The organism is Mageeibacillus indolicus UPII9-5, assembly GCF_000025225.2.
Classification (GTDB): domain Bacteria; phylum Bacillota; class Clostridia; order Saccharofermentanales; family Fastidiosipilaceae; genus Mageeibacillus; species Mageeibacillus indolicus.
The window spans coordinates 1,775,157-1,799,278 of sequence record NC_013895.2 but is presented as its reverse complement, the minus strand read 5'-3'; the positions used below and the strand labels follow the sequence as shown (position 1 = coordinate 1,799,278).

The following is a 24,122-nucleotide window of genomic DNA, read 5'->3' as shown; positions in this document are numbered from 1 at the left end:
CAGCCCGTAGGTCGTAGGAGGAGTGGCAGCAGCCCGGCGATGACGGCGGGGTAAGAGCGGTAACAGTAAGTGGAGGAAATAAACATGCGTATTTTGCTGACAGCGTTCAATGCATTTGGCGGAGAAAAGATTAACCCGACCGAGATTTTATTGAATCGATTAGATGAGGTTCGGCGTAAGGCTAATTTGCCGGAAAGCGTTAAGACTGATCGACTTTTTTTGCCGACAGAATTTTTGCGAGCAAGTGAACTGCTAAAGCAAAAGCTTCTTACACCGGAGAAACCAAGCGAAGTCGATGGCAAAGTTGGAGGAGTCAATGCGGAAAGTATTCAGGCAGATGTTGGGGGCGGTGGCGGTAGGTGCGAGGCGCGGCCAAGAACATATGATGCGGTATTGGCTTTGGGTCAGGCTGGCGGACGCTGCAAATTGAGTTTGGAAAGAATTGCGATAAATATTGCGGATTCGGCTGTAGCAGATAATTGCGGCATGACATTACAGGATGCAAAAATTCAGCGTGATGGAGCTGCGGCTTATTTTGCGACCTTGCCGATTAGGCCGATACTGAACGCGGGACTTGCAGCTGGGGTGCCGTTTGAAATTTCAAACAGTGCCGGAACTTACGTATGCAATTATATAATGTATAACATTCTGTATTGGGCGGAGCAAAATTCACTTGGCGGCAAAGCTGCGTGGCGCGGGGGATTTTTGCATGTCCCGTTTTTACCGGAACAAACCCTAGCCGTGAAGGCTCCATGTATGAGTTTAACAATGATGGAGGATGGCTTAGCAGTTTGTCTGCAAAAGATTGTTGCCGAAGGAGATAATGATGAAAGAAAGTAAACCGCTTTTCACAGTAGGTAAAGAAAAAGCAATATTGATGGCTTTAGCCCCGGATCAAAGAACTTTAGAAAAAGAGGTACTGCCTTCGCTAGATGAACTTGCGGCCTTGACGGAAACTTGTGGTGGTGAGGTTGTGGCGGTTGTAACTCAATTAAGGCCAGCACGCGAAGCGGCTTTCTATCTTGGCAAGGGCAAAATTGATGAAATTAAGGACTTAGGGGCGAAGTTGGAGGCTGATATTTTAATCTGTGATGACGAGCTTACAGGCTCGCAAATGCGGCGGCTGGAAGCAATGACTGGTCTTAGAGTGCTTGATCGCACTTTAGTGATTTTGGACATTTTTGCTAAAAGAGCCCAGAGTCGAGAGGGGAAAATCCAAGTGGAATTGGCTCAGCAGGAGTACAGGTTGTCGCGTCTGACGCAGGAGGAAGGTGAACTTTCGCGATTGGGCGGAGGTATAGGTACACGGGGGCCTGGTGAAACTAAGCTTGAAAGTGACCGGAGGCACATTCATAGACGTATTAATCAGCTGAAAAATGATTTGGTTTCCGTAGCGGAGCATCGTGAGCGGTTGCGTGCAGCTAGGCGGCGAAGTGGGAGCTATACGGTGGCGGTGGTTGGCTACACCAATGCCGGTAAAACGACTTTGGTAAACAACTTATGCAAGGCCGATTTAACTGCTGCCAATCAACTTTTTGCGACGCTTGACCCGGCTGCTCGTAAAATGAATGTGACAAGCGAAGAAATTTTTGCGGTAACGCAGGATTACAGTTGTTATTTTGCGCCAGTTTTGGTAGATACGGTGGGCTTTATTCGTCGGTTGCCGCATACGCTCATTAATGCATTTCATTCTACTTTGCAGGAAGCGACAGAGGCGGATATTTTACTTCATGTGGTTAATGCAGCTGATAAAGAGGCGGTGCGGCAGTTTGAGGTAGCGGAGAAGCTTTTACGGGAACTTGGCGCGGATAAGATTCCGGGAATTATTGTGTTAAATAAGGTTGATTTGATAACTTCGCCGGAGCAGCAGGAGCAGTTGGCGGCGTTGACAGCCTTGGCCCATCATACAACGGAAGCCGAGTCGTCATGTGTCGAAATTTCAGCTAAAAATGGTGAGGGCTTGTCTGATCTGCGGCGGCTGATTTTGCAGCGGTGTTATGAAAGCAGACGAAGTGTTTTGCGGCGTAAGCGGGTTTAAAGGAATGGTAATTGAGGGAATATGACAAAGGCAAAATTTACGGTAAGTGGTATGAGCTGTGCGGCCTGTGCATTGCGGGTGGAAAAAGCAGTGCGGCAATTGGAGGGGGTCAGAACGGCAAACGTTAATTTGCTTACCAACTCTATGCAGGTCGAATTTGCGGCGGATAAAACGGGTGTGGCAGAAATTATTTCCCAGGTAGATAAGGTCGGTTATGCTGCGGAGGAGGTGGGTGGCCGGGCAAGGGACGGTAGGTGTGACAGCAGTTTTGCTGGCGGATCGCGGTCTAAGTCTCGGGGGCAGAAAACTTCGAATGGCGGCCCTGAGATGCTTTCGGAAACGGCTGAGCTGATAGCTAAAGGGATGGCAGGAACGGCAGCTGAACTCAGAATGACAAAAAAACGGCTAATTGGATCCGCGGTTTTTGGCTTGCCGCTTTTTTATATTGCGATGGGGCATATGATGCATTGGCCTTTGCCAAATTTTTTGCTGGAGCCGGAGAATTGTTTAGTTTTTGGGTTGATTCAGCTTGCGTTATCGCTGGCTGTCTGTTTGATCAATCGCAGCATTTTTTTGCATGGCTTGAAGAATTTATACTATTTGGCACCGAATATGGACTCTTTGATTGCTGTAGGTGCTGGAGCTGCGATGCTGTATGGTTGGGTTGAATTGGCGATTATGGGCTATCAGCTTGGGCATTGTGAACTCAATGCAGCAGTAAAGCTGGTGTCTAATCTTTATTTTGAATCGGCCGGGACAATTTTGTTGCTTATTATGCTGGGCAATTTTTTGGAAATCAGGGCTAAAGGGAAAAGTTCTGAAGTGATCGGTAAGTTGGTCAGCTTGGTACCGCCACGAGCAACTGTTTTGGTGGATGGGGTGCCGACAGAGAAACCGGTGGGAAAACTTGGCTTGGGTGATATTATTTTGGTCAAAGCCGGGGAAGTTATTGCAGCGGACGGGCTTGTGGTAGAGGGGAGCGGAACGGTTGATGAATCGATGCTTACCGGGGAGAGTTTGCCTGTGTGTCGCAAAACTGGTGATACCGTCAATGGCGCAACGCTTAATTTGAGCGGCTATTTGCATGTGAAAGTTACTCGTCTCGGGGAAGACTCTATGTTGGCGCAAATTATTCGTGCAGTAGATGAAGCTACTTTAAGCAAAGCTCCAATTGCTAAAATCGCGGATAAGGTCAGCGGAATATTTGTTCCGGTTGTTATTGGTTTGGCCGTACTTACCGGTATAGGCTGGCTTTTGGCTGGGGCGGCAGCGGCTACGGCTCTGAATTTTGCGATATGTGTTTTGGTAATTTCCTGCCCGTGTGCTTTGGGTCTAGCGACTCCTACCGCTATAACAGTTGGAGCCGGGGTCGGTGCCGGGAAGGGGGTTTTGTTTAAGTCAGCGGCGGAGATTGAACGTTTGGCCAAGGTTGATTTTGCGGTGTTGGATAAAACGGGAACAATCACGTATGGCAGACCTGAGGTCACGGATGTTTTGCCGAATAAGGGGGTGACTGAAGCGGAGCTGTTGCAATTGGCCGCTGCTTTGGAAGTCAAGTCGGAGCATCCCTTGGCTGGAGCGATTATGGCGGCAGCTGCCAAGGCGAAAATTGACCATACGGTTTTCAGTCTTGAGAGTTTTGTTCAAGTGCCGGGTGGTGGTATCAAGGCCAAAATACAGGGAACGGAGTGTTTGGGTGGCAATCGGCGGTTGTTGGAAAAGGCAGGAATTGATCTTGGGGAATGGCAAGCGGTAACGGAAAGTTTGGCTGCTGCGGGAAAAACACCGCTGATTTTCAGCAGCGGAGGGGTGATTGCTGGGGTGATTGCTGTGGCAGATGTTGTGAAACCGGAAAGTGCGGCGGCAGTCAAATGTCTGCGGCACTTGGGTTTGGCTACCTTGATGATTACGGGGGATAACAAATATACGGCGGCTGTAATAGGGAAGGCCGTTGAAGTTGATGAAGTGGTAGCCGAGGTTTTGCCGCAAGAAAAAGCTGCCAGAATCGCAGAATTGCAGAAGTGTGGGAAAATTGTCATTATGGTAGGAGACGGGATAAATGATGCGCCGGCCTTGGTGCAGGCTGATGTAGGAGTGGCAATCGGCGGTGGAACTGATATCGCGATAGAAGCGGCGGATGTTGTTTTGATGCATGGGAAGTTAACGGATTTGGTGGTTGCGGTGAAGTTGGGCCGGGCTGTATTGCGTAATATAAAGGAAAATTTATTTTGGGCCTTTGCCTATAATGTGCTGGGGATTCCACTTGCAGCTGGGATTTTTTATCCGTGGACAGGGATACGGCTTACGCCAATGTTGGCGGCTTTAGCAATGAGCTGCAGCTCGATATTCGTGGTAACCAATGCTTTGCGTTTGCGGCTGTGGCGGGGAAAGCTGAAGAAATGAAGGTGGTAGGAGGACTGTGGAAGGCTGAAAATGGCTTATATATTAGGCCAGCGCAGATAGATGATCAGCCGGAGATTGAGAAGACTTTTGTCGTTGCCCGAGGGATAATGAAAAAAAACGGTAACCCGAATCAATGGGGGGACACGCATCCTTTGCCGAGCACTCTATGGCAAGATATGGTTAATGGTAACAGTTTTGTCGTCGTTGACACGGGTGGTGCAGTTTGCGGAACTTTTTCTTTATTGCAAGGCCCAGATCCGACTTATGCGAGAATTGAATCCGGAGCTTGGCTAAATTCTGATCCTTATGTGGTGGTGCATAGGTTGGCCAGCAACGGTAAACGGCGGGGAGTTTTTAATGCGGTTTTTGAGTACAGCGAACAGGGCGCAAAGAATATAAGAGTTGATACACACCGCGATAATAAAATTATGCAAAAACTGTTGTCCACACGTGGCTATGTGTACTGCGGCGTTATATATTTGGCAGACGGGCAGGCTAGATTAGCATATCAGAAAGTGGTAACTGAGGCGCGAGAGGGAGAGTGAGAACAAGAACGAGAGCTACCTTAGAAGAGAGTTACTGTGTCGAGAGTTGCCGTAAAAGCGTCATCTTCTAAAAAGTCCTTACAAAAAAGCACCCTCTCTTTAATTGAGAAGGTGCTTTCATTAACTTTGTCAGATATGGGATTATTTGCAGCAGCAGCAAGCTACATCGTAAGCGGTGAGTTCATCAAAGGTGAATCTCGGAACTTCAACAGTCTTGGTTTCAACTTTCTTGCAAACCAAAGGACGACGAAGAGCTTTTTCGTAAACTTGAGCAGCACCGTAGTATTTTACAGCAGGAGCAGCAAATTCACAGGTCGGTACATAGATGGTGAAGTAAGAAGCGGTGTTCGGGACATCGTCTTTCTTAGCAGCATCTTTCTTAGCAGCGGCTTTGCCGGGTACTTTAGCGGTGTAGTCGGCTAAGGAGCAAGCACGCAGGGTTACTTTGTACTTTTCAGCCAAATCGTTGATCAGGTTGATCTTAGCGGCAGATACTTTAGCTTTGGTGGTAAGGTTAGAAACAACGGTGTCAGCAGAGCTTCTGTCCTCGTATTTTGACACGTTTTCAATTACTTTGCCATATGCTGGTTTTGTGACTTTTTCGCTCAAATCTTTGATTGCTTTAACGTTTGCTTCCAACTTTTTGCCATTGGATTCGCTACCAGGTAAGTCGATTCCGAGATCTTTAAAGTTTACATTTGCAGTTGTGTCTAACCATTTCTCAAATTTTTTATCGGCATTATCAGCAGGAGCAGCTTTGACAAGTTTGGCATTATCTTTTACGAGTTTATCCAACTTGTCAGCATCAACTTTGAAAAGTGTTTTTCCGTTCACTGCTGCAGTAGCATCTTCCAAAGCGGTTTTATCTGCGTTAGCAGCTTTGTAAGTTAAAACAGCATCGTATTTCTTGAAGCCTTTGCCGGCCAACTCCATGAATTTACGGGTTGCCAGAATTTGGTTGTTGGCAGAATCGAGATCGAACTGAGCGTGGCAACGTGCGTCGCCCAAGGCTTGGATGGTTTGGGCATCAGTAGTAACAGATGACAAAGCCTTGTCGTACTCCTTGAGAGAAGCTTTGAAATCGTCGTCAACGAGTTCTTTGTAGAGAACGTCCTTCTTGACTTCTTTGGTTTCGGTCGGCATAGCAAAACCGTAGTCCTTCAGGAGATTGAGCTCATCCTTTTTCCATTCTGCATCAACAGCGAAAACGCCGGAAGCAAGAACCATGGACATTGTCAATACGGCTGACAATACTTTTAATCCTTTGTTCATAATTATTCCTCCTAGAATTTGTAAATGCGAAGAATCATTTGTTACACATAATTTATCACACTTTGATGAAGAAATCAACAAGATTTGTGGCAAAACGGAAAAAATGTTGAGATTTTTTCACATTTTGCGATGAAAAGTGGGCGCAAACGAGTTAACAAGGCAACTGTCAGCATTTATTACCCCGAATAAGGTTAATATTTTGTTCGATCAGAAATTAAATTTGTTCAATTTTGCGGTGGGGGCGATAACATAAAGTGTGATATCTGCGGCAAGCGGTTTATGAATATCAAAGTTAATCGTCAGAGCCGTATCATCAGGCTCACGTATGCCGAGAATATTTATTCCGTATTTGTTGCGTACGTCGAGGTCAATTATCGAATGTCCAACCCAGCTGTTCGGCAGATGCATCTCGACAATACTGTAATTTTCATCCAAATCAATGACATCAATTATATTTTGGGACATCAACGATTTGGCCACTCGTTCACCCATATCGTGTTCAGGTCTTACCACCTTGTTAACTCCGATGCGGGTGAGTATTTGCACGGCTTTTTTATTTTTGGCTTTGGCTAAAATATAAGGGATGCCTAACTCCTGTAAATTAAGAATCGCCATAAGGCTGACTTCCAATTGTGAACTTACCGCTACGACAACAATATCACAGTTGCCGATCCCTATTTCCCTCAATTGCTCGATGTCGGTAATATCGGCTATATTGGCTTGGGCAACGGACTCGGCTAGACGATCGACGCAGGCGACTTCTTTATCTACGGCAATCACTTCATAGCCTTTTTCGGCCAAGGTCTGGGCAATGGTGGATCCGAAAACTCCTAAGCCGAGAACACCGTATAATTTATTTCTTTTCATAATATCTCCTTAAACTTTCTATGTTTTGTAAGATTGCGGGCGATGGGAGGAGGTCAAGGCGACAGTTTGTTGCGTATGAATCTCCCGGCGTTTAACCGACCAAAACGTGCCCGGACGGGTATTGGCGGCGGCTGACGACTTCAGACGGATCAATGAGAGAAAAAATCAGGGTAACGATACCGATGCGTCCGGCAAACATCAGAATGATAATGATTAATTTCCCCCAACCACTCAAAGTGGCGGTGATACCGGTGCTCAGGCCAACCGTCGCTAAAGCACTGACAGCCTCAAATGCCAAATCGAAGATCGGAGCAGTTTCGGTTAAGCTTAATAAATATATGCTGATACTCAAAAATACCACACTGATTCCACCAACAGCCAAGCTTTTGTGAAGGAGGGCGGTAGGTATTGTACGCTTGAATATCGAAACATGGGCACGATTTTTTATAAGGCTGATTATAAAGCAGAAGATTAAAACGGCGGTGGTGGTTTTTATTCCGCCTGCTGTGCCGCCGGGGGAGCCGCCGATGAACATAACCGGTAACATGAGCAATTTGGTGGCCGAGGTTAGTGAACCGATATCTACGGAAGCAAAACCGGCGGTCCGCAAGGTGACTGACTGGAACAAGGCTTGCAATATTTTGCCACCGTAAGTTTCGCCGGCTAAGGTCTTGGGATTGGTGGTTTCTTGTAGCAAAATAAGCAAGGCGGGAAGGACAATTAAAACTGCGGAAGCGATGAGGGCGATTTGGGAATGGGTGGAAAGTGATTGCCAAGCTCTGCGCGGCAGCTCTTTTTGCCGACGCAGACGTAAATTAGCATAGTATTCTTTTACATCGTACCAGACCGCGAAACCGATGCCGCCGATAGTGATCAAAAGCATGACTATACCACAAATTAGCCAGTTGTCGCGGTAAGCGATCAGGCTTGTTGAGCCCAATATATCAAATCCGGCGTTGCAAAAAGCACTTACAGCCAGAAAAACGGCCTGCCAGATTCCGTGTAAAATTCCGAACTGGGGTATCAGGGCGATGCTCATAAAGACAGCACCGAAACTTTCAATAAAAATAGTGATCAAGACGATTTCTTTTAGAAAAGAGTTGATGTTGAACAGGCCGCGGCGATTGAGTAGATCACGCACGGCTAATTGTTGGGTCAGAGAAATACGGTTTTTCAACAGAAGAATGAAACCGGCCATAATTGTCATAAAGCCAAGGCCACCGAATTGAATTAACAGCATGATTACCAGATGTCCCCAGTTATTGAATGCCGTGGCAATGGTTACGCTGCTTAGTCCGGTAACACATGTAGCACTGGTTGCAGTAAAAAAACAATCTAAAAAGCTTACATGTTGTCCGGGTTGTTGTAGCCAAGGCAGATACAGGAGGATTGAGCCTGCTACAATAATTAGGAAGAAGGATAAGGCGATTTTGCGAGATGGTGAAATATGATACATATACTTGCAATTCCTTCAATATAATTTATCAACTTAAATATAATTTATCGATAGATTGTTCAATAAGTTCGCCGTACGTAGCCGTAGCAAATCTTAGTTCTGCCTAGAAACTCCTTGATTATATCACGATAAAATAAGGCGGTAAAATTTAGTTAAAGCTGTTGGCTTGTTCCATTAAACCGCGAATCAGTTGGCCGTAATCGGCTGCTGGTGCCCACCTGCGGCTTAGATCTTCTACCATGGGTGCTTTGCCGTGCAAATAAGCAAAATGCCTTGGGTCAGCGGTGTGTGCAGGTCCTAACGGATAGCCTTCTGCTCCGGCGTATAAGGCAAGATGTTCAACTTGGGCACGGATCCCTGTATCCCAGTCTGGGAAAACTGTATGAGCGGCTTTTTCTTTATCGCCGCCGCCTACAGTGGTTTTCAAACCGCAGGGATTGTGATGGTCGGCGGTTACCACTCCGGTGAAATGCATGAAATTGGTTTCTAAAGCAGCTTGGCAGTAGGCAACCAAGGGATCAACTCCGGCTTTTGTGGCCAGAGTAAAAAATTTCGGCGCAAGTTTGACAAATAGAGGAGCAGCATTTCTCGACTTAGCAAAGGCTTGCATAGCCCGAACTGAGGTGCGAGGTGCATGTAAAATCGGCAACTCTTTTTCGGGGAAAACTTTGTGAGGATAGTCGATCTGCCCCTTTGTTCCGGACTTGTCGCCGGACGCTGAACCTGGCGCGGATATTGAATCGTCCTTTGATCCAGACCTTGATCCAGATCCGGCCGCGTTGGCATCATTGGTATCGCCGTTGTCGCTGTCAGCCGCGTTGGCGCTGGTGGGTGAAGAGGGGCTGGGACGACGCTGTTCACGTTGCAACCGTGCCTGAACTTCTGGCGGCAAAGGCAAAGTACTGTTGCCGAAGGAAGGTTCGGTAACGCCGTGGGCTGAGCCCATTAGCCACAACACTGCCAGAACGAGAAGTGTGATGCAGGCGCCACTTAAATAAACTATGCGCCGATATCGGCTACGGACTAAACGATGCCGGTGCCTGCTTGCAGTATGATTATTACGAACGGGCGGTGTCGTCTGAACATCTGTGATCTGAAGTCGGTTGGGTGAATTTCGCTTTTTCATAGTTGAATTTTACCATAATTTTGGGTAGGAAACGTTACATGGCTGAGTATGCGAGGTTACTGGTTGGCCGTAAAATATTGCGTGCCACAGGAAAAATAACCTCTGCATTTTAAAACACATCACAATTTGAAATATAACTGAATTTGAAACATACCTGCTTGCGTCTGAATGTAATTGCTGCTAGAATATGTTCCATATTCATGAAAAATTGCCAATATAATCTGGGAAGCACGGTCCCAAAGTTTCTACCGAACGCCAAGTCTCGTTCGACTATTGGTTCAGCTTTTCTTTTGTATTGTGCGTTTTGATGAATATTATTTCACCGCCACGACGGCAAAAGGAGAGTTTGAATGGATAAGTTTTTTCGTTTACGCGAAAATGGTACTACTTTCTCGCGAGAGGTAGTAGCCGGATTGACGACATTTTTTGCGATGTCGTACATACTTTTTGTTAACCCTGCGATTTTGAGTCAGACCGGGATGCCGGCCGGCGGTGTTTTCTTGGCCACCGTTATTGCGGCGATCATAGGAACCTTGGTTATGGGACTTTTTGCCAATGTGCCTTATGCGCAAGCGGCAGGTATGGGGCTTAACGCTTTTTTCACCTACACGGTATGTTTCGGCCTTGGCTTTAAATGGCAAGAAGCAATGGCTATGGTTTTCCTTTGCGGCTTGATTAACATTCTCATAACCGTCACCAAAGTTCGAAAAATGCTGATCAGTTCGATCCCGACCAATTTACAGAACGGCATCGGAGCTGGTATCGGCGTATTTGTCGCCTATATTGGTTTGAAAAACGCAGGATTATTCAGCTTTACTTTAAATCCGGGAACTTATCAATTTTTAGGCAAAACACCGGCCGATGCGACGGTTATCGGTAACTCTTCCGCTGTGCCGGCTTTGGTCAATTTCAATACGCCCCATGTTTTATTAGCTTTGATCGGTTTGGTTATCTCAATTTTCTTACTGGTGCTTAAGGTAAAAGGTGCTGTTATTATCTCAATTATCGCGACTACCTTGATAGGTATACCGATGGGAGTTACTAATTTGGCCAATTTCGGCGTTTCAACGGGTATCGGTAAGTCTTTTGCGGAATTGGGAGTCACTTTCGGAGCGGCATTCGGCAATCCTGGTATTCAGTCATTATTTACGGACATTGAAAAGTTGCCTAAAATTTTGATGACAATTTTTGCCTTTTCTCTGTCTGACACCTTTGATACGATTGGAACATTTATTGGAACCGGACGTGTATCCGGTATTTTTAGCGTAGAAGACGAGGAAAGAATGCTCGAGTCTTCCGGTTTTAAGACGAAAATGGATCGCGCGTTATTTGCCGATGCGATTGCTACTTCTATCGGTGCGGTTTTCGGTACTTCCAATACAACTACTTATGTTGAATCTGCTGCCGGCATCGGTGCTGGTGGGCGCACAGGTTTGACCTCGGTGGTGACGGCGATAATGTTCGCGTTGAGCATCTTGATTGCTCCGATGGTAGGTATTGTTCCGGCTGAGGCTACCGCGCCTGTCTTGGTTATGGTCGGTGTTATGATGATGTCGGCTTTTAAAGAGATTGACTGGCATGACTTGACTGAGGCAATTCCCGCCTTCTTCGCTGCTATTTTCATGGCCTTCGCTTACAGCATCTCCTATGGAATCGCATTTGGCTTTATGTCTTACTGCCTGATAAAGTTGATTAAAAAAGAGGCGAAGGACATACATCCGATTTTATGGGTAGCGACAGCGCTGTTCATCCTTAATTTTGTCATTCTCTCTTTGCTGTAAAATGTAGCTAAAAATTTCATACGGGCAGTGTCGGCAAAAAGCATCTTTGAGGGTTGTCGGCACTGCCTATTTTTTTGCTGGATGGTGAACTAGCGGCAGCTGTCCTGGCCGGGAACGAAGGCTCGACTCGCGGCTGTTTTATGAGGAAGAGGTAGTGTAAAATAAAGATATATTTGTGGATTAGCGAATCAACAGCAACTAGCAGCAAAGGATGGCACTATGGCGAACAAAAATTCCCTGTATTCTCCGGTTAAAAATCAAGAAATGGACGTTATAATAGAGGATTTGACACACGAAGGGCTGGGAGTGGCCAAGGTCAATGGCTATCCACTATTTTTGCCTGATGCCTTACCCCCCGAAAGAGTACGGGCCCGGATAGTGCGTCCTTTAAAAAACTATGCTTTCGCCAAAGTGGTTGAACGCTATACAACCTCCGACCGTCGCGCTCAGGTTAGTTCCGAACTGAGAGATGGAACTTTAGCTTTGGCCCATCTGAATTATCAGTATCAACTTACTTTTAAGCAGGACCAAGTGCGGAGGACCTTGGGGAAATTCCCGGAGCTTAGAGATATATCGGTAAGAGATACTTTAGGTATGGAAGAGCCATGGCATTATCGCAACAAAGCTTTAGTCCCGATTGCTGGGAAAATTGGTCATCTTTGCAGCGGTTTTTATCGCCAAAACTCGCATAAGTTTATCCCTGTAGCTGATTACAAAATTCAACTGCCTATTATTGATCGGACAATTCAAACCGTACTTCAAGTGATTAATCGTCACGGCTGGACGGCTTATGATGAAAAAACCGGTAGGGGTTTGCTTCGCCATATTGGGGTAAGAGTCGGATTCCATACCGGTGAAATAATGGTGATTTTTGTCGTTAATGGAGCGATTTTACCGGAAGAAATAGATGTTACACAGGAAATAGTTTCGGCTATTCCCAATTTGACTGGGCTGATAATGAACAAAAACTGTCAGGCAACTAACGTTATTTTGGGGCATGAAAGTAGGGTGCTTTATGGTTGTGACTGTTATCGGGAAACAATCGGAGGTCTGACTTTCATGGTTTCTTGGCAAAGCTTTTTACAAGTAAATACTTTACAGGCAGAAAAGCTCTATCAGACTGTGCTTGAGGTGGCCGGTTTGTCGGGTAATGAAACGGTTATCGATGCTTATTGTGGTATAGGGACGATCTCGCTGTATTTGGCGCGGCGGGCAAAATTTGTTTATGGAGTGGAGATTGTGCCGGCGGCGATTGAAATGGCTGAGCGTAATGCCGAGGTTAATGGTATACATAATGCTTCATTTGTCTGCGGTAAAGCGGAAACCGTAATACCGCAATGGGTGGCTGAAGGGCTGGCTCCGGATGTAGTGGTGGTAGACCCGCCACGTAAGGGTTTGGCTACTGAGGTTATCGAGGCTTTGTCGACGGTTCGGCCGGCAAAAATTGTATATGTTTCATGTAATCCGGCGACCTTGGCTAGGGATATGGCTCTGTTGCTGAAGGCTGGCTATCATGCAGGCGATGTACAGCCGGTTGATATGTTCCCGCAAACACCACATGTGGAGAGTGTCGTATTGATGTCTAGGGTTGATTAGGTGGGTGCATTTTTGCCCTTGTGTAGCAGGGTTTAGCGAAGTCTATCGTTAAAAGGTTTAATGAGTGGCGGCTTTAGGCCGGGTTCTCGCGGTCTTGGAGAGTGATTTTGCTGTATGAGGGAAGATATCAACGCTCTGGGGTCGAGTGCACAGGATGTTAACGAATTAGTTGATTTTGAAGTGCTTGACGATAGTGAGATACAAAAAAAGAGAGATGTTCTTTGTAATAAAGTTTCAGAAGTCAATAATAATTATCCTGCAACTGATGAGAGAAGCTACAGGGCTGCGCAGAAGGCTTTGCAAAAGGAAGAAGAACAGACTTTTAAGGAGAACGAGGTTGATTCCATTTTGCCTAATGGAATTGATAAGTGAATAATCGAAAGGGGTGAGTTATATGATACTCCCTGAAAATTTGATGAGCTTGATTCGTCAGGGCGAGGGGCTGACAGTCGAATTCAAAAAATCAACAACAGATATTACGAAGGATGTCTATGATACTGTTTGTTCTTTTTCCAATCGGGATGGCGGTCATATTTTCTTTGGCGTGAAGGATAACGGGACGATTCTTGGTGTTGATAAAGACTCCGTTGAGCAGATGAAGAAAAATTTTGTTACAACGATCAACAATGAAAGCAAAATGTATCCGCCACTCTATTTGACTACAGAGGAATATGAGATCGATGGGCGTATTGTTCTTTATGTCTATGTCCCGGTTGGAAAAACCGTTTATCGTAATGCAGGCAGAATATTTGACCGCAATAATGAGTCTGACATCGATATTACAGATAATGCGGACATGGTTTTCAATCTTTATGCCCGTAAGCAAAGCACCTATTTTGTGAATAAGGTCTACCCTGCCATCCCGATTTCGAGCCTTCGTCATGATCTTATGGATCGAGCAAGGAGAATGACGAGAGTGAATACTGAGCACCATCCGTGGATTGACATGACGGATGAGGAGATGCTCAGAAGTTGCGGGCTTATACTTGAGGATCCGGAAACGAACAAAGAAGGTATAACACTTGCGGCAATCTTACTCTTTGGTACGGATAACCGTATCATGTCCGTGTTACCTCAGCATAAGACAGACGCTATTTTCAGAGTGTTCAATGTCGATCGTTATGATGACAGGGATGTGGTGATCACAAACCTGATTGAAAGCTACGATCGTTTGATGGAATTTGGAAAGAAGCATCTAAATGACGTTTTTACATTGGATGGCATCCAAAGGGTAAGCACCAGAGACAAAATCCTGCGTGAGATTATCTCCAATTTGTTGATGCACCGTGATTTTTCCAGCGGATATGTACCAAAGCTTGTCATTGAACGGGATAAGATTACAACAGAAAATGCAAATCTTGCACATGGGCACGGAAACTTGAATCTGAAAACATTCAGGCCATTCGCAAAGAATCCGCCTATAGCAAAAATGTTCCGAGAAATCGGACTTGCTGATGAGCTTGGAAGCGGCATGCGCAACAGCTATAAATACACGAAGATGTATTCTGGTGGAGAGCCTGTCTTTACAGAGGCAGATGTTTTTACGACAGTGATTCCTCTTTCTGAGGCGGCAACGGTTACAGTCGGACCGACTACCCAAGGTACTACCCAAGGTACTACCCAAGGTATTATGCAAGCTGAACTGAGCGAAAGAGATAAGACGTTAGTTAATCTATTACTGAAGCATCCGGACCATACACAAGCAAAGATTGCGAATGAATTAAACTGGGATGTTAATACTGTGAAATATTATATGAATAAGCTAAAGAAGAATTCCGTAATTCTACGCCACGGGACAAGTCAGAACGGCTATTGGGAAGTTATTTATAAGAATTGAGATATAATATATTCATCTGCATTTTAGGGCACTTCAAAGCGCACTTATAGATAAGCCAAAGTGCTAAAACGCCAAGATGACGTTTTAAGTGGCGTTTTGAATGATGTTTTGGTGGATAAGATAATAGAAGTCATTCAAAATGATCCTAAGATTACGCAGGTATAACTTGTCAAGATACTTAATATTCCATATCGTTCTTTACAAAGAAAAATGGATGAGATGAAAGACTCTGGCCGCATAGAACGCATTGGTGGCAAGCGTTATGGTCACTGGAAGATTAATGATTGATGTAGATGTGTGAAGGATTGACTTTATGTATGGGCAGAAAATAACGGCGAGATGATATTTGATGAATTAAGATCTTTATAAGGAATATATCAAAAAGTCCGATCCTGATAAGCGGGATAAGGGAACAAGATAAGGAGCAAGCCACGATACAAGATTTAATTCAATTTTGCTCTGTTCCTCGCAGACGGAAAGAAATGCAAGAATTTATGGGGCTGACCGGTAGAGGAAACTTTTCGCAAAAATTACAAGGCCTCTTATGAAACATCAAATAAAAAGAAAAGGTCGTGAATAAATGAGCAGAATACTATGCCCGGAATGCGGGACAAAAATATCAGATAAAGCTACGAAGTGCCCGCATTGTGGATTTCAAAGTGCCGATCCAAAGAGGCCAATCAGTGAGCAGGACAAATACGAGATGGTTCCAATCTTCGAATATGATATTGAAGAGTGGCAGCCGAATCGAGGAGAACTAAGCATTATCTCATATGAAGATAATAGAAGTCTTATTCAGTATTTTGGTAAGTGGGAAAATATCAAGGTGAAGCTTCCTGCAATTGCAGAAGTAATAGGAGCTATGGCAGACAAGGATCACATCATGGTTGCTAAGATGGATTCCTATGTGAAGGATTTAATAGATAAGGGAATCTATCGATTCACCATTGATAAACAGGGAGAAATACTACCAACAATTCGTAACGCAGATGGATTTGTTAAACAGGTTAGACTTGAGGACATGGCCTTGACACCTAATCTCATACAGTCCTTAAACAATTTATCGACGCACGCGGTAATGGCTCAGATTCTTGATGAAATAGAATATGTCGTTGATGCAATAAGAGAAATCCATGTAGAGCTTCAGAATGATCGTCTTGCTATGGCAGAAGGAGCAAGGGATAAACTAATGCAGGCAAGGCTGATTCAGGATGCAAAGCTGAGAGAAGCGGCTATGCTGGATGTTATACATAGTGCGACAGATGCAAAGCGAGTATTGATGCGGAACTTTTCTCAGAATATGTATCATATCACCGAACATTCCCAGAAGTCTGATTTTCAAATGATGCTTGAATTCAAAGGAGAAAAAGACGTCAGTAGGAAGGCAATTGACGCATTTCAGGCACTTGTTTACATTACTAACTCTGTGCAGACCGAGTGTGAAGGATACGCAATGTTGGGAGAATACGAACCGTGCAAGGAATGCTTAGAGGAATTCAAATCCTTCATAGTGGAAAATAAACTTAATGAGCGAGATACATTATTGTTGCTCAATGAGAATTCTTCTCAGAAGCGGATCGAAGTAGTTGATCAGTTTACCGATATTGCAGCGAGGATTACAGCCTTTGATCCGAAGGCACAAATTGAGTATTCAGTACATAATCTGTTGACAGTAGAAACAGAACATACCGGAGGTGATTATGATGAGCAATAATAAAGGTCCAGAAATTCGTTACTGCAAGAAGTGTGGATGCGAACTTGTAAGCACGAATAAGCACAAGTTATGTGATAATTGCAGACGCGAAAGGAACGCAAATATTAGAAAGGACGTATTAGGTGCGGTGGGCGCGATTGGCAGTATCGCACTATTTATTGTTACCAAGGGAAAGCATGGTGGCAGAGGAAATAAAGCCTGAGCCGAGTTGAGGCGATGGGATTTCAGACATATTACCTCAGAGCGAAGCCTTGAGGCGGTTGGTAAATCTGTGCGTTTGCATATTATTAGGCAGGAACATGGCCTTTGACCTGTTTCCGAGAACGGACAAGAGTAAAATCGGTGTGTTATCCTCAAAAAATGCGCTTTGACCAATTCCCGCGTACGAACGTGAATTTGGCTACACACTCGACATCAAGATGAAGCAGTCGAGCCACGTCGAGACTGTCGTATTGATGTCAAGGGCTTAATAGGTGGGTGCATTTTTGCCCTTGTGTAGCAGGGTTTAGTGAAGTCTATCGTTAAAAGGTTTAATGAGTGGCGGCTTTAGGCCGGGTTCTCGAGGTTTTTGAGTGCGATTTTGCTGTATGAGGGAACATGTCTACGCTTTAGGGTCGAGTGCACAGGATGTTAACGTTAAAAGGTGCACCCACTTTGCACCCAGGCTGTGAAGTGAGGATATACAGTATAGTTTGCATAATTATTTATCACGCAAAAAACATGATAATAAAATTTATACAAGCAAAAAGAGATGTTACTCAAATGGCATAATTGTAAAAAGTTACTTTATAACATTCTCCTATATCGTGGGGCTTAAATCTAAGCCCAACTTTTTATATTCAAAACTATTTTTTCAAATAAATAAAAGTCAAAGACTTTGCATATTTAACGCTTATTCTTAGCTAAAACACCTGTTTTTAATATCATTCGTAAGCATGCACTGAACAAAAAAATACAAAACAATATATTGCATATAAAAGGTGAAATACTGTGCGCAATTATTGCGCCTAATTTTACAGTAAATGTCGCAAAAATACCGATAATAATTCCTTCAGTAAAATGAGTATAATGGTAACGAGCATTAGCAATACTACCACTTATAGCTGTAGGAAGCGTGACAAGCAAAGCAGTTCCTCTTGCCATAAGGTCTCCCATGCCGAGCAAAAGTTGCACGCATGGCACTATAATTCCTCCGCCACCAACGCCTAAAATACCTGAAAAAATACCAGAAAAAACGCCTATAAATATAAGACATATAGCTTTTAAAAAACTAACATTAAAATCTACATTTCTTAATGGAATCCAAACTTGACTAGAACATATAACTAGTAATACAAAAAGTGTAAAACACCAAGGAAATATTTTTTTAGGCAAAATATGTGAAAAATATACCCCAATTTGTGATCCGAAAACTGAACCTATTATTAGAAAAAATGCTGATAAAAATGACACTTTTCCGTCTAAACCGTAAACAATGCTTCCACAAAGCGACGTTATAATTATGGCAACAAGAGAAGTAGCAGTAGCATGACGCTGATCAAATTTCATAAAAACAGTTAATGCAGGAACTATCACAATTCCCCCACCTACAGCGAACAATCCTGATAAAAAACCTGCTAATAGTCCAATGAAAACGATTAAAACAATATTATGGAAATTATATTTGGTTTTAAAAATATTTCTCAACATATATCTTTTCTTCACAAATTACCTCCTCGTGCGTTATCCACTACTTTTACTATATTATATGAAAAATAGAATATTATTTCTATACTAGGGTTCATATATGGTAAAAAAATTGCATCAACTATACTAATACTTTGTCTTAGGGGGGTAATCCTCTCTAGGCTGTTTTTTATGCTCAAAAATCAAGCTATTAAGCCAATCTTAAACTTTTTAACGATAGCTTTTCCTATCGTTAAAAGGTGCCCCACTTTGCACCCAGCTTTGTGAAATAAGTAAGACGATAGTTAAGTTGGTTGAGGTACTAAGTTATATATGAGTATATGGTATAATAGTGACAATTATTTTCGGAGGTATCAAAAGATGGTAATTAATAAATCCTGTTCTAACTAATGTAGAGAGGTTAAATCCTCTCGGTATTTTCAAGGAGGATTTATGATACGTATTGATGATTTAACAAAAGTTGTAGGTGCAAGAACTTTATTTGCGATTGATCATCTATCTATTGGTGCTTGTGACAAGGTTGGTTTAATTGGTGATAACGGCACAGGCAAAACCACCTTTTTACGCATACTTTCAAGTCTTGATACTGACTACGCGGGGCGAGTTCAAATGAACGACGAGATTAGTTATTTGCTCAACAATTTAGAAGATGAACTCGGTTTTATATATCAGCGTCGTTTTCAGCAGAATTGTAGTAGTAGTCCAGGCGAGCAGCAAAGATTGAAACTGGAGCACCTTTTAGTTGATAATAAAGCATTTTTGCTTATTGACGAGCCTACATCACATTTAGACATTAAGCAAAGAAAGCTATTAGCTAAACGGCTCTATTCTCGCAATAAGGGTTTTATTCTTGTCTCCCATGATCGAGATTTTATTAATCAAACCTGTACGAAAATTTTCGAATTGGTCAATGGGAAAATTGAGGTTTATAGCGGTGATTATTCGTTTTATCTATGCGAAAGAGAAAAGAGGTATAAGTGTGCTGAGAGGGAATATGAGAGTTATGTAAAAGAAAAGAAGCGTCTTTTACAGGTTGCAAATGCAATAAAACAGCAGTCAGCAAAAGTAAAAACCACACCCAAAAGGATGGGTAACTCAGAAGCTAGGCTGCATAAAATGGGTGGGCAACAAAATAAGAAGAAGCTCGACAAACAGGTAAAAGCCACTTTAGAAAGAGTAAATCAACTAGAGGTGAAGAGTAAGCCATATCAAAATGCAGCCATCAAGCTCAATATGGACGAGCGAGAAAAAATTCATTCCAAGGTACTCATCAGGGCAGAAAATCTCAATAAGAGCTTTGATAGCAAGGTGATTTTTAAGAATGTCAATTTTACGATAGACAATACAAATAAAGTTGCCTTATTAGGTGACAACGGTTCAGGGAAAACCACTTTGCTCAACATGATTCTTAACGGTGAAACGTGGACACATCCGAATTTACGAATTGGTTACTATAGTCAGCTAGGAGAAACACTCGACTATACAAAAACGATTCTGGACAACGTATTACCTTATTCAATCTATGACCAGTCAATGACGAGAATCATCTTGGCTCGTCTAGGTTTCAAAACAAATGATGTGTTCAAGCAAGCGAATGTGCTTAGTGATGGTGAAAAAGCCAAGGTGAAATTGGCGAAGCTTCTAACAGGTAACTTTAATTATTTGGTGATGGATGAGCCAACTAACTTTTTAGATATTCGTGCCATAGAAGCCTTAGAAGAGCTGCTTCAAGGCTACGACAGACCCTTGCTTTTCGTGACGCATGATGTGTCCTTTATCAACAATGTAGCGGATTCTTTGTTACTTATCGAGAATGAAAAGATTACTGGTTTTGAAGGTAATTTGCAGCAATATAATGAGGAAAATGAGGTTTAAACGGTCAAGCCCTCACTTTGGTGTAAATTCATTTCCTTTCCTTTATCCGCCATTTTTATGTTCAAACTCATATGGAGGTTGATTGATATGGCAGTTACTAAGACAGCGAATGTGAATGTGAGAATACAAGAAAATATTAAGCAGCAGGCGGAGCAGATTTTAGAAACGATTGGAATCCCTAGGGCTACTGCTATTGACATGTTTTATCGTCAAATCATTCTTAATAACGGTATTCCATTTTCGCTTACTATTCCAAAGTCACTTCCGGCGCAAGATGATATGGATGAGAAAAGGTTTAACGCGTTGATGGCTAAAGGTTATGATCAGGCAGTTCGTGGTGATAGTTATCCTATAGATGATGTTTTTGAAGAGCTTGAACGTTGATGAGCAGCCGTGGTGTGAACTTGGTTTTAGAAGAATACGCGTAAAAAATTATTACCTTTACTTTTGTGTTGATGAGAGTAAACGAGAAGTCCAAATACTCGCGGTTATTTACGCGAGAAGAGATCAGGATACGCAACTGGAACAATTGTAATGTAACGCGCTGTCAAGCGAGTCTTAAACCTTTTAACGATAGCTTTTCCTATCGTTAAAAAGTGCACCCAATACCCATAGTGTGCACTCAAAAAAGTGTAGAAATACTCGGAGTTCTCTCAATCAACGTTGAAGCTCTAACCCTGCTATCGCGCGATTAGCAAAGCTAATCGATGCGAAGCAGAGGTAGGTCTCATGTCAAGAATCTCCAAGAGAAGCGACCGAATAGGAAGCTTCGATTGAAAAGATTCGACGGCGGAGGTTATAGTATTGATGACAAGAATAAAATATAGTTTGTGGAGGACTGGATTGAATATAAAAGTAAAAGAAATTGAGAATAAACTAGAAAAGGAATCTGTATCGAGAGAAGTATTGTATGATCTTCAAGAATGGTTTGGAATGCCAGAAAGTACAGAAGAATATATTCAAGATTCACAGGAAAAGCCTTTTCTTGCTTGTTATATTAATGATAAACTTGTTGGGTTTATTGTGTTAAACGCAACAAGCAAGGATTGTGCAGAGATTTTTGTGATGGGTATAAAAAAGAAATTCCATAGAATGGGAGTTGGCTCGGTACTTAACAAAGCATACGAAGCTATGGCAAGGAAGATGGGTTACACATACTCACAGGTAAAAACTGTTCAGATGGGACACTACAAAGAATATGATATTACAAATCATTTTTATATCGCGATGGGATATAAAGAATTGGAATGTTTTCCAACTTTATGGGATGAGTGGAATCCGTGTCAAATATATATTAAATATCTAGGAGTGTGAGAACTCTAAGTTTATTTGCTTGAAACCTTTTAACGATAGGCAGAGATAATTGTTAAAAGGTTCATGGATATGTTTCTGCATACGAACATGTCATAAGACATACCTAGTGTTTACTCGTTTAATGTGAAAGCTGCGGCGGAGGCTCTGGTATTGATGACAAACGAATAGAAAAAAAGATAATTGAGGGAAAGTGTATGTTAGAAAGTAGACCTGAATTTAAAGATATAAAATCATTTGAAGAATTCAACAAATATTATTGGTATCGAGAGGAGTTATCAAAAGTTTGTAAGTCTCTTGGATTAGAATATAGAGGAACAAAAAAGGAACTGAATTATATTATAGAAGAATATTTTAAGGGAAATAAAATAAAAAAAATCTTCAAGGAATAAAAATAAAAAGATAACTGATAATATAACATTAAATACTCCATTACTAGAATGTGGATTTTCATTCAATCAAAAATTTAGAGACTATTTTTCAGAGCAAACTGGAATTAAGCCATTTAAATTTAATGCGAATATGGCAGAAGCTTGGCGAAAAGTAAAAAGAAAGAACGACAAAAATTTTACAATTAAAAATATGCTTGATGCATATAATGGAGACTCTGATTACGCAAAATATGATAATACTACTAACCAATGGAACCAGTTTGTAAAAGATTTTAACTTAGATGAACGTAGTGATAAATTTTCTAATAAGATGAAAGTTGCTGCAATTCTTTGGAACGAAGTGAGAGAATCTAACCAAAGTAAAGTATATTCAAAAGAGCTTTTAAGCAAATATGCAGATAAAATAAAAGGATATTGTAAATGAGTAAATTCTACATTATATAATGTGTATTATATATCAAAAACATAAAACTCGATATGTTTCCAAATACGTACTAGTATAAAAAAACCTATGATATGTTTACCAATACGAGGAAAACATTAAAAAAGTCAATGATATGTTCGCGAAAACGAAAAAATGAACTTTTTATCCATAGTGTTGACTCCAGGCACGTTGAGAGTGTTGTTTTGATGTCTAGGGTAAAGGACTAAGGCGTACAGAAAAGCCTTGAAATCAAGGTATTCCGATAATATTGCTTGGTCAAGGAAAGATGCTGTTCTCCCCGCCCTGAAAGAAAATTGGAAGACGGTGCTTATGGGGGATGCGGATGCGGCATCCCGCCAGAGAGTTAAAGATAAGGTTGATGACCTCACTTCTTTTCTGGACGGCCAGACGGAAGGAATTACTGAGTACTCGGAAACACAGGTCAGAAGGCTAATCGAGAAGATAACAGTATATGATGAAAAACTCACTCGTTAAATTTAAATCGGGGCTGGAGATTGATGTGGAGACATAAAGGTATGCAGATATGAATGGCACTCGGCTATAGCCGGGTGTTTTTTCGTTTGCGAAAAAAATCTCCCAAGGCAATTGATATTCTCCCAAAATGCTGACATAATTGGGATAAGATAAAAGTGATTGGGAGAAAGTAAAAGACAATGAGAAAATTTGATTACTCCATACTCAAAGACCGGACATGGGATAATGAAATACTGTCATATGTCTCACAGATACAAGAATATAAAGGCAAGCAGGAATTATTTACAAGGCAGAAACCGACGGAGCTTAAACGCCTTACCCAGATAGCCAGGATACAGAGTACTGAAAGTTCTAACCGTATTGAAGGGATTGTAACGACTAATCCAAGGTTAAAACAACTGATGAACGATAAGACTACTCCAAGAAATCGTGATGAAGAGGAGATCCTCGGCTATCGGAATGTTTTATCTTTAGTGCATGAAGATTATGATGCCATACCGGTAAGACCAAATTGCATCCTGCAGATGCACAGGGATCTGCTTCGGTTTACAAACCTGACATACGGCGGGAGTTTTAAGACTACGCCAAATGAAATAGACATGATTCTTGGCGATGGGAAGAAAATTGTTCTTTTCAAGCCGCTGGAACCATATGAAACTCCGGATGCTGTCACGCATATATGTGAGAGCTATCAGGAATCTCTTGAGAAGGAAATCGTTCATCCCCTCATTCTGATACCATGCTTTATACTGGATTTTCTTTGTATTCATCCATTCAATGATGGGAATGGAAGAATGAGCAGACTTCTTACGCTGCTCCTGCTTTATCGGAGCGGATATATGGTCGGGCAGTATATCAGCATCGAAAAAGCTATTGCGGATACAAAAGAGTCGTATTACAAGGCTCTGGCAGATGCAGACAAACTGTGGCATGAAGAAAAGAACGATCCGAAGCCTTTTATAAAATATATGCTGGGTGTAATACTCGCCTGCTACAGGGAATTTGAGGCGCGAGTTACTATTGCGGAAAAAAGCGGGGTCAGGAGCACATCATATAATATCGTAAAGGAATTTGTTCGGAATAAAATCGGGACATTTACAAAGCAGGAAGCGATGATAGCATGTCCGAGCCTTGGAAGCTCATCCGTGGAATCAGCCTTAAAAAAACTTGTGGAGGATGGAACTTTAAAACGATTGGGGGCAGGCAGAAAAACACATTATGTCAGATCCGATGCTGCCATCTGAGACGGAAAAATAAGAGGCTGTTAAGTTTTAGGTTCTGATAAATTAGAATTAATTAAGGCT

At 42.6% G+C, this 24,122-nt stretch carries 22 protein-coding genes and 1 riboswitch; of the genes, 17 read left to right on the top strand and 5 right to left on the bottom strand.

The genetic code is table 11. The features are described from left to right. Positions 1–84: 84 nt before the first annotated feature. The 4 genes from HMPREF0868_RS07670 to HMPREF0868_RS07655 are packed head-to-tail and all read left to right on the top strand — an operon-like array spanning position 85 to position 4,986. Positions 85–840: a pyroglutamyl-peptidase I gene (locus tag HMPREF0868_RS07670; protein ID WP_012994175.1), complete on the top strand. Its 756-nt coding sequence runs from the start codon at positions 85–87 to the stop codon at positions 838–840. After that, on the top strand, positions 827–2,038 hold the full coding sequence (gene hflX, locus HMPREF0868_RS07665; protein ID WP_012994174.1) for a GTPase HflX: 1,212 nt from the start codon (positions 827–829) through the stop codon (positions 2,036–2,038). Before HMPREF0868_RS07670 ends, hflX begins: the two co-directional genes overlap by 14 nt. Before the next feature lie 21 nt (positions 2,039–2,059). Continuing rightward, the gene (locus tag HMPREF0868_RS07660) at positions 2,060–4,441 is read left to right on the top strand and encodes a heavy metal translocating P-type ATPase (protein WP_012994173.1); all 2,382 of its coding nucleotides are present in this window, start codon (positions 2,060–2,062) and stop codon (positions 4,439–4,441) included. Beyond that, a complete protein-coding gene (locus HMPREF0868_RS07655) occupies positions 4,438–4,986 on the top strand; it encodes a hypothetical protein (RefSeq protein ID WP_012994172.1) in 549 nt (182 codons plus the stop codon). Before HMPREF0868_RS07660 ends, HMPREF0868_RS07655 begins: the two co-directional genes overlap by 4 nt. A gap of 141 nt (positions 4,987–5,127) precedes the next feature. On the opposite strand, the gene HMPREF0868_RS07650 is transcribed toward HMPREF0868_RS07655, so the two are convergent. From HMPREF0868_RS07650 to HMPREF0868_RS07635, 4 genes are all read right to left on the bottom strand, one after another. Next, positions 5,128–6,258, bottom strand: coding sequence for a hypothetical protein (locus HMPREF0868_RS07650; RefSeq protein WP_012994171.1), 1,131 nt, complete (start codon positions 6,256–6,258; stop codon positions 5,128–5,130). Positions 6,259–6,465: 207 nt separating this feature from the next. Further along, on the bottom strand, positions 6,466–7,125 hold the full coding sequence (locus HMPREF0868_RS07645; RefSeq protein ID WP_012994169.1) for a potassium channel family protein: 660 nt from the start codon (positions 7,123–7,125) through the stop codon (positions 6,466–6,468). Between the two features lie 91 nt (positions 7,126–7,216). Further along, entirely contained in the window at positions 7,217–8,581 is a 1,365-nt protein-coding gene (locus HMPREF0868_RS07640) for a TrkH family potassium uptake protein (protein WP_012994168.1), read from the bottom strand. Between the two features lie 148 nt (positions 8,582–8,729). Then, positions 8,730–9,707, bottom strand: a complete 978-nt coding sequence (locus tag HMPREF0868_RS07635; protein ID WP_081470292.1) for a glucosaminidase domain-containing protein — start codon at positions 9,705–9,707, stop codon at positions 8,730–8,732. A gap of 192 nt (positions 9,708–9,899) precedes the next feature. Continuing rightward, a riboswitch (purine riboswitch) is annotated at positions 9,900–10,000 on the top strand. Between the two features lie 57 nt (positions 10,001–10,057). Here HMPREF0868_RS07635 and HMPREF0868_RS07630 point away from each other — a divergent pair. From HMPREF0868_RS07630 to HMPREF0868_RS07605, 6 genes are all read left to right on the top strand, one after another. Continuing rightward, positions 10,058–11,488 (top strand): NCS2 family permease, encoded by a 1,431-nt coding sequence (locus tag HMPREF0868_RS07630; protein WP_012994165.1) that lies wholly within the window; start codon positions 10,058–10,060, stop codon positions 11,486–11,488. 219 nt (positions 11,489–11,707) lie between these two features. Next, on the top strand, positions 11,708–13,084 hold the full coding sequence (rlmD, locus tag HMPREF0868_RS07625; RefSeq protein WP_012994164.1) for a 23S rRNA (uracil(1939)-C(5))-methyltransferase RlmD: 1,377 nt from the start codon (positions 11,708–11,710) through the stop codon (positions 13,082–13,084). A gap of 114 nt (positions 13,085–13,198) precedes the next feature. After that, the gene (locus tag HMPREF0868_RS07620) at positions 13,199–13,456 is read left to right on the top strand and encodes a hypothetical protein (RefSeq protein WP_012994163.1); all 258 of its coding nucleotides are present in this window, start codon (positions 13,199–13,201) and stop codon (positions 13,454–13,456) included. A gap of 22 nt (positions 13,457–13,478) precedes the next feature. Then, a complete protein-coding gene (locus HMPREF0868_RS07615) occupies positions 13,479–14,921 on the top strand; it encodes an RNA-binding domain-containing protein (protein ID WP_012994162.1) in 1,443 nt (480 codons plus the stop codon). A 580-nt stretch (positions 14,922–15,501) separates the two neighbouring features. Then, the gene (locus HMPREF0868_RS07610) at positions 15,502–16,635 is read left to right on the top strand and encodes a zinc ribbon domain-containing protein (RefSeq protein WP_049779021.1); all 1,134 of its coding nucleotides are present in this window, start codon (positions 15,502–15,504) and stop codon (positions 16,633–16,635) included. Beyond that, entirely contained in the window at positions 16,622–16,837 is a 216-nt protein-coding gene (locus tag HMPREF0868_RS07605; protein WP_034574004.1) for a hypothetical protein, read from the top strand. Before HMPREF0868_RS07610 ends, HMPREF0868_RS07605 begins: the two co-directional genes overlap by 14 nt. A 683-nt stretch (positions 16,838–17,520) precedes the next feature. On the opposite strand, the gene HMPREF0868_RS07600 is transcribed toward HMPREF0868_RS07605, so the two are convergent. Then, positions 17,521–18,339 (bottom strand): sulfite exporter TauE/SafE family protein, encoded by an 819-nt coding sequence (locus tag HMPREF0868_RS07600; protein WP_012994160.1) that lies wholly within the window; start codon positions 18,337–18,339, stop codon positions 17,521–17,523. A 414-nt stretch (positions 18,340–18,753) separates the two neighbouring features. Here HMPREF0868_RS07600 and abc-f point away from each other — a divergent pair, with 414 nt between their 5' ends. The 7 genes from abc-f to HMPREF0868_RS07570 all read left to right on the top strand — a co-directional run bounded on the left by abc-f (position 18,754) and on the right by HMPREF0868_RS07570 (position 24,062). Further along, positions 18,754–20,196, top strand: coding sequence for a ribosomal protection-like ABC-F family protein (gene abc-f, locus HMPREF0868_RS07595; protein WP_012994159.1), 1,443 nt, complete (start codon positions 18,754–18,756; stop codon positions 20,194–20,196). An 87-nt stretch (positions 20,197–20,283) separates the two neighbouring features. Continuing rightward, positions 20,284–20,580 (top strand): type II toxin-antitoxin system RelB/DinJ family antitoxin, encoded by a 297-nt coding sequence (locus HMPREF0868_RS07590; RefSeq protein WP_012994158.1) that lies wholly within the window; start codon positions 20,284–20,286, stop codon positions 20,578–20,580. Positions 20,581–21,039: 459 nt separating this feature from the next. Next, on the top strand, positions 21,040–21,510 hold the full coding sequence (locus HMPREF0868_RS07585; RefSeq protein WP_004111719.1) for a GNAT family N-acetyltransferase: 471 nt from the start codon (positions 21,040–21,042) through the stop codon (positions 21,508–21,510). A gap of 194 nt (positions 21,511–21,704) precedes the next feature. Beyond that, on the top strand, positions 21,705–21,899 hold the full coding sequence (locus HMPREF0868_RS08855) for an SAP domain-containing protein (protein WP_012994157.1): 195 nt from the start codon (positions 21,705–21,707) through the stop codon (positions 21,897–21,899). Between the two features lie 130 nt (positions 21,900–22,029). Beyond that, entirely contained in the window at positions 22,030–22,323 is a 294-nt protein-coding gene (locus tag HMPREF0868_RS08850) for a hypothetical protein (RefSeq protein ID WP_012994156.1), read from the top strand. Between the two features lie 243 nt (positions 22,324–22,566). Beyond that, positions 22,567–22,818, top strand: coding sequence for a hypothetical protein (locus tag HMPREF0868_RS07575; protein ID WP_012994155.1), 252 nt, complete (start codon positions 22,567–22,569; stop codon positions 22,816–22,818). A gap of 179 nt (positions 22,819–22,997) precedes the next feature. After that, positions 22,998–24,062 carry a Fic family protein gene (locus tag HMPREF0868_RS07570; RefSeq protein WP_012994154.1) on the top strand — a complete coding sequence of 355 codons (1,065 nt, stop codon included), beginning with the start codon at positions 22,998–23,000 and terminating at the stop codon, positions 24,060–24,062. The last annotated feature ends 60 nt before the right edge of the window (positions 24,063–24,122 follow it).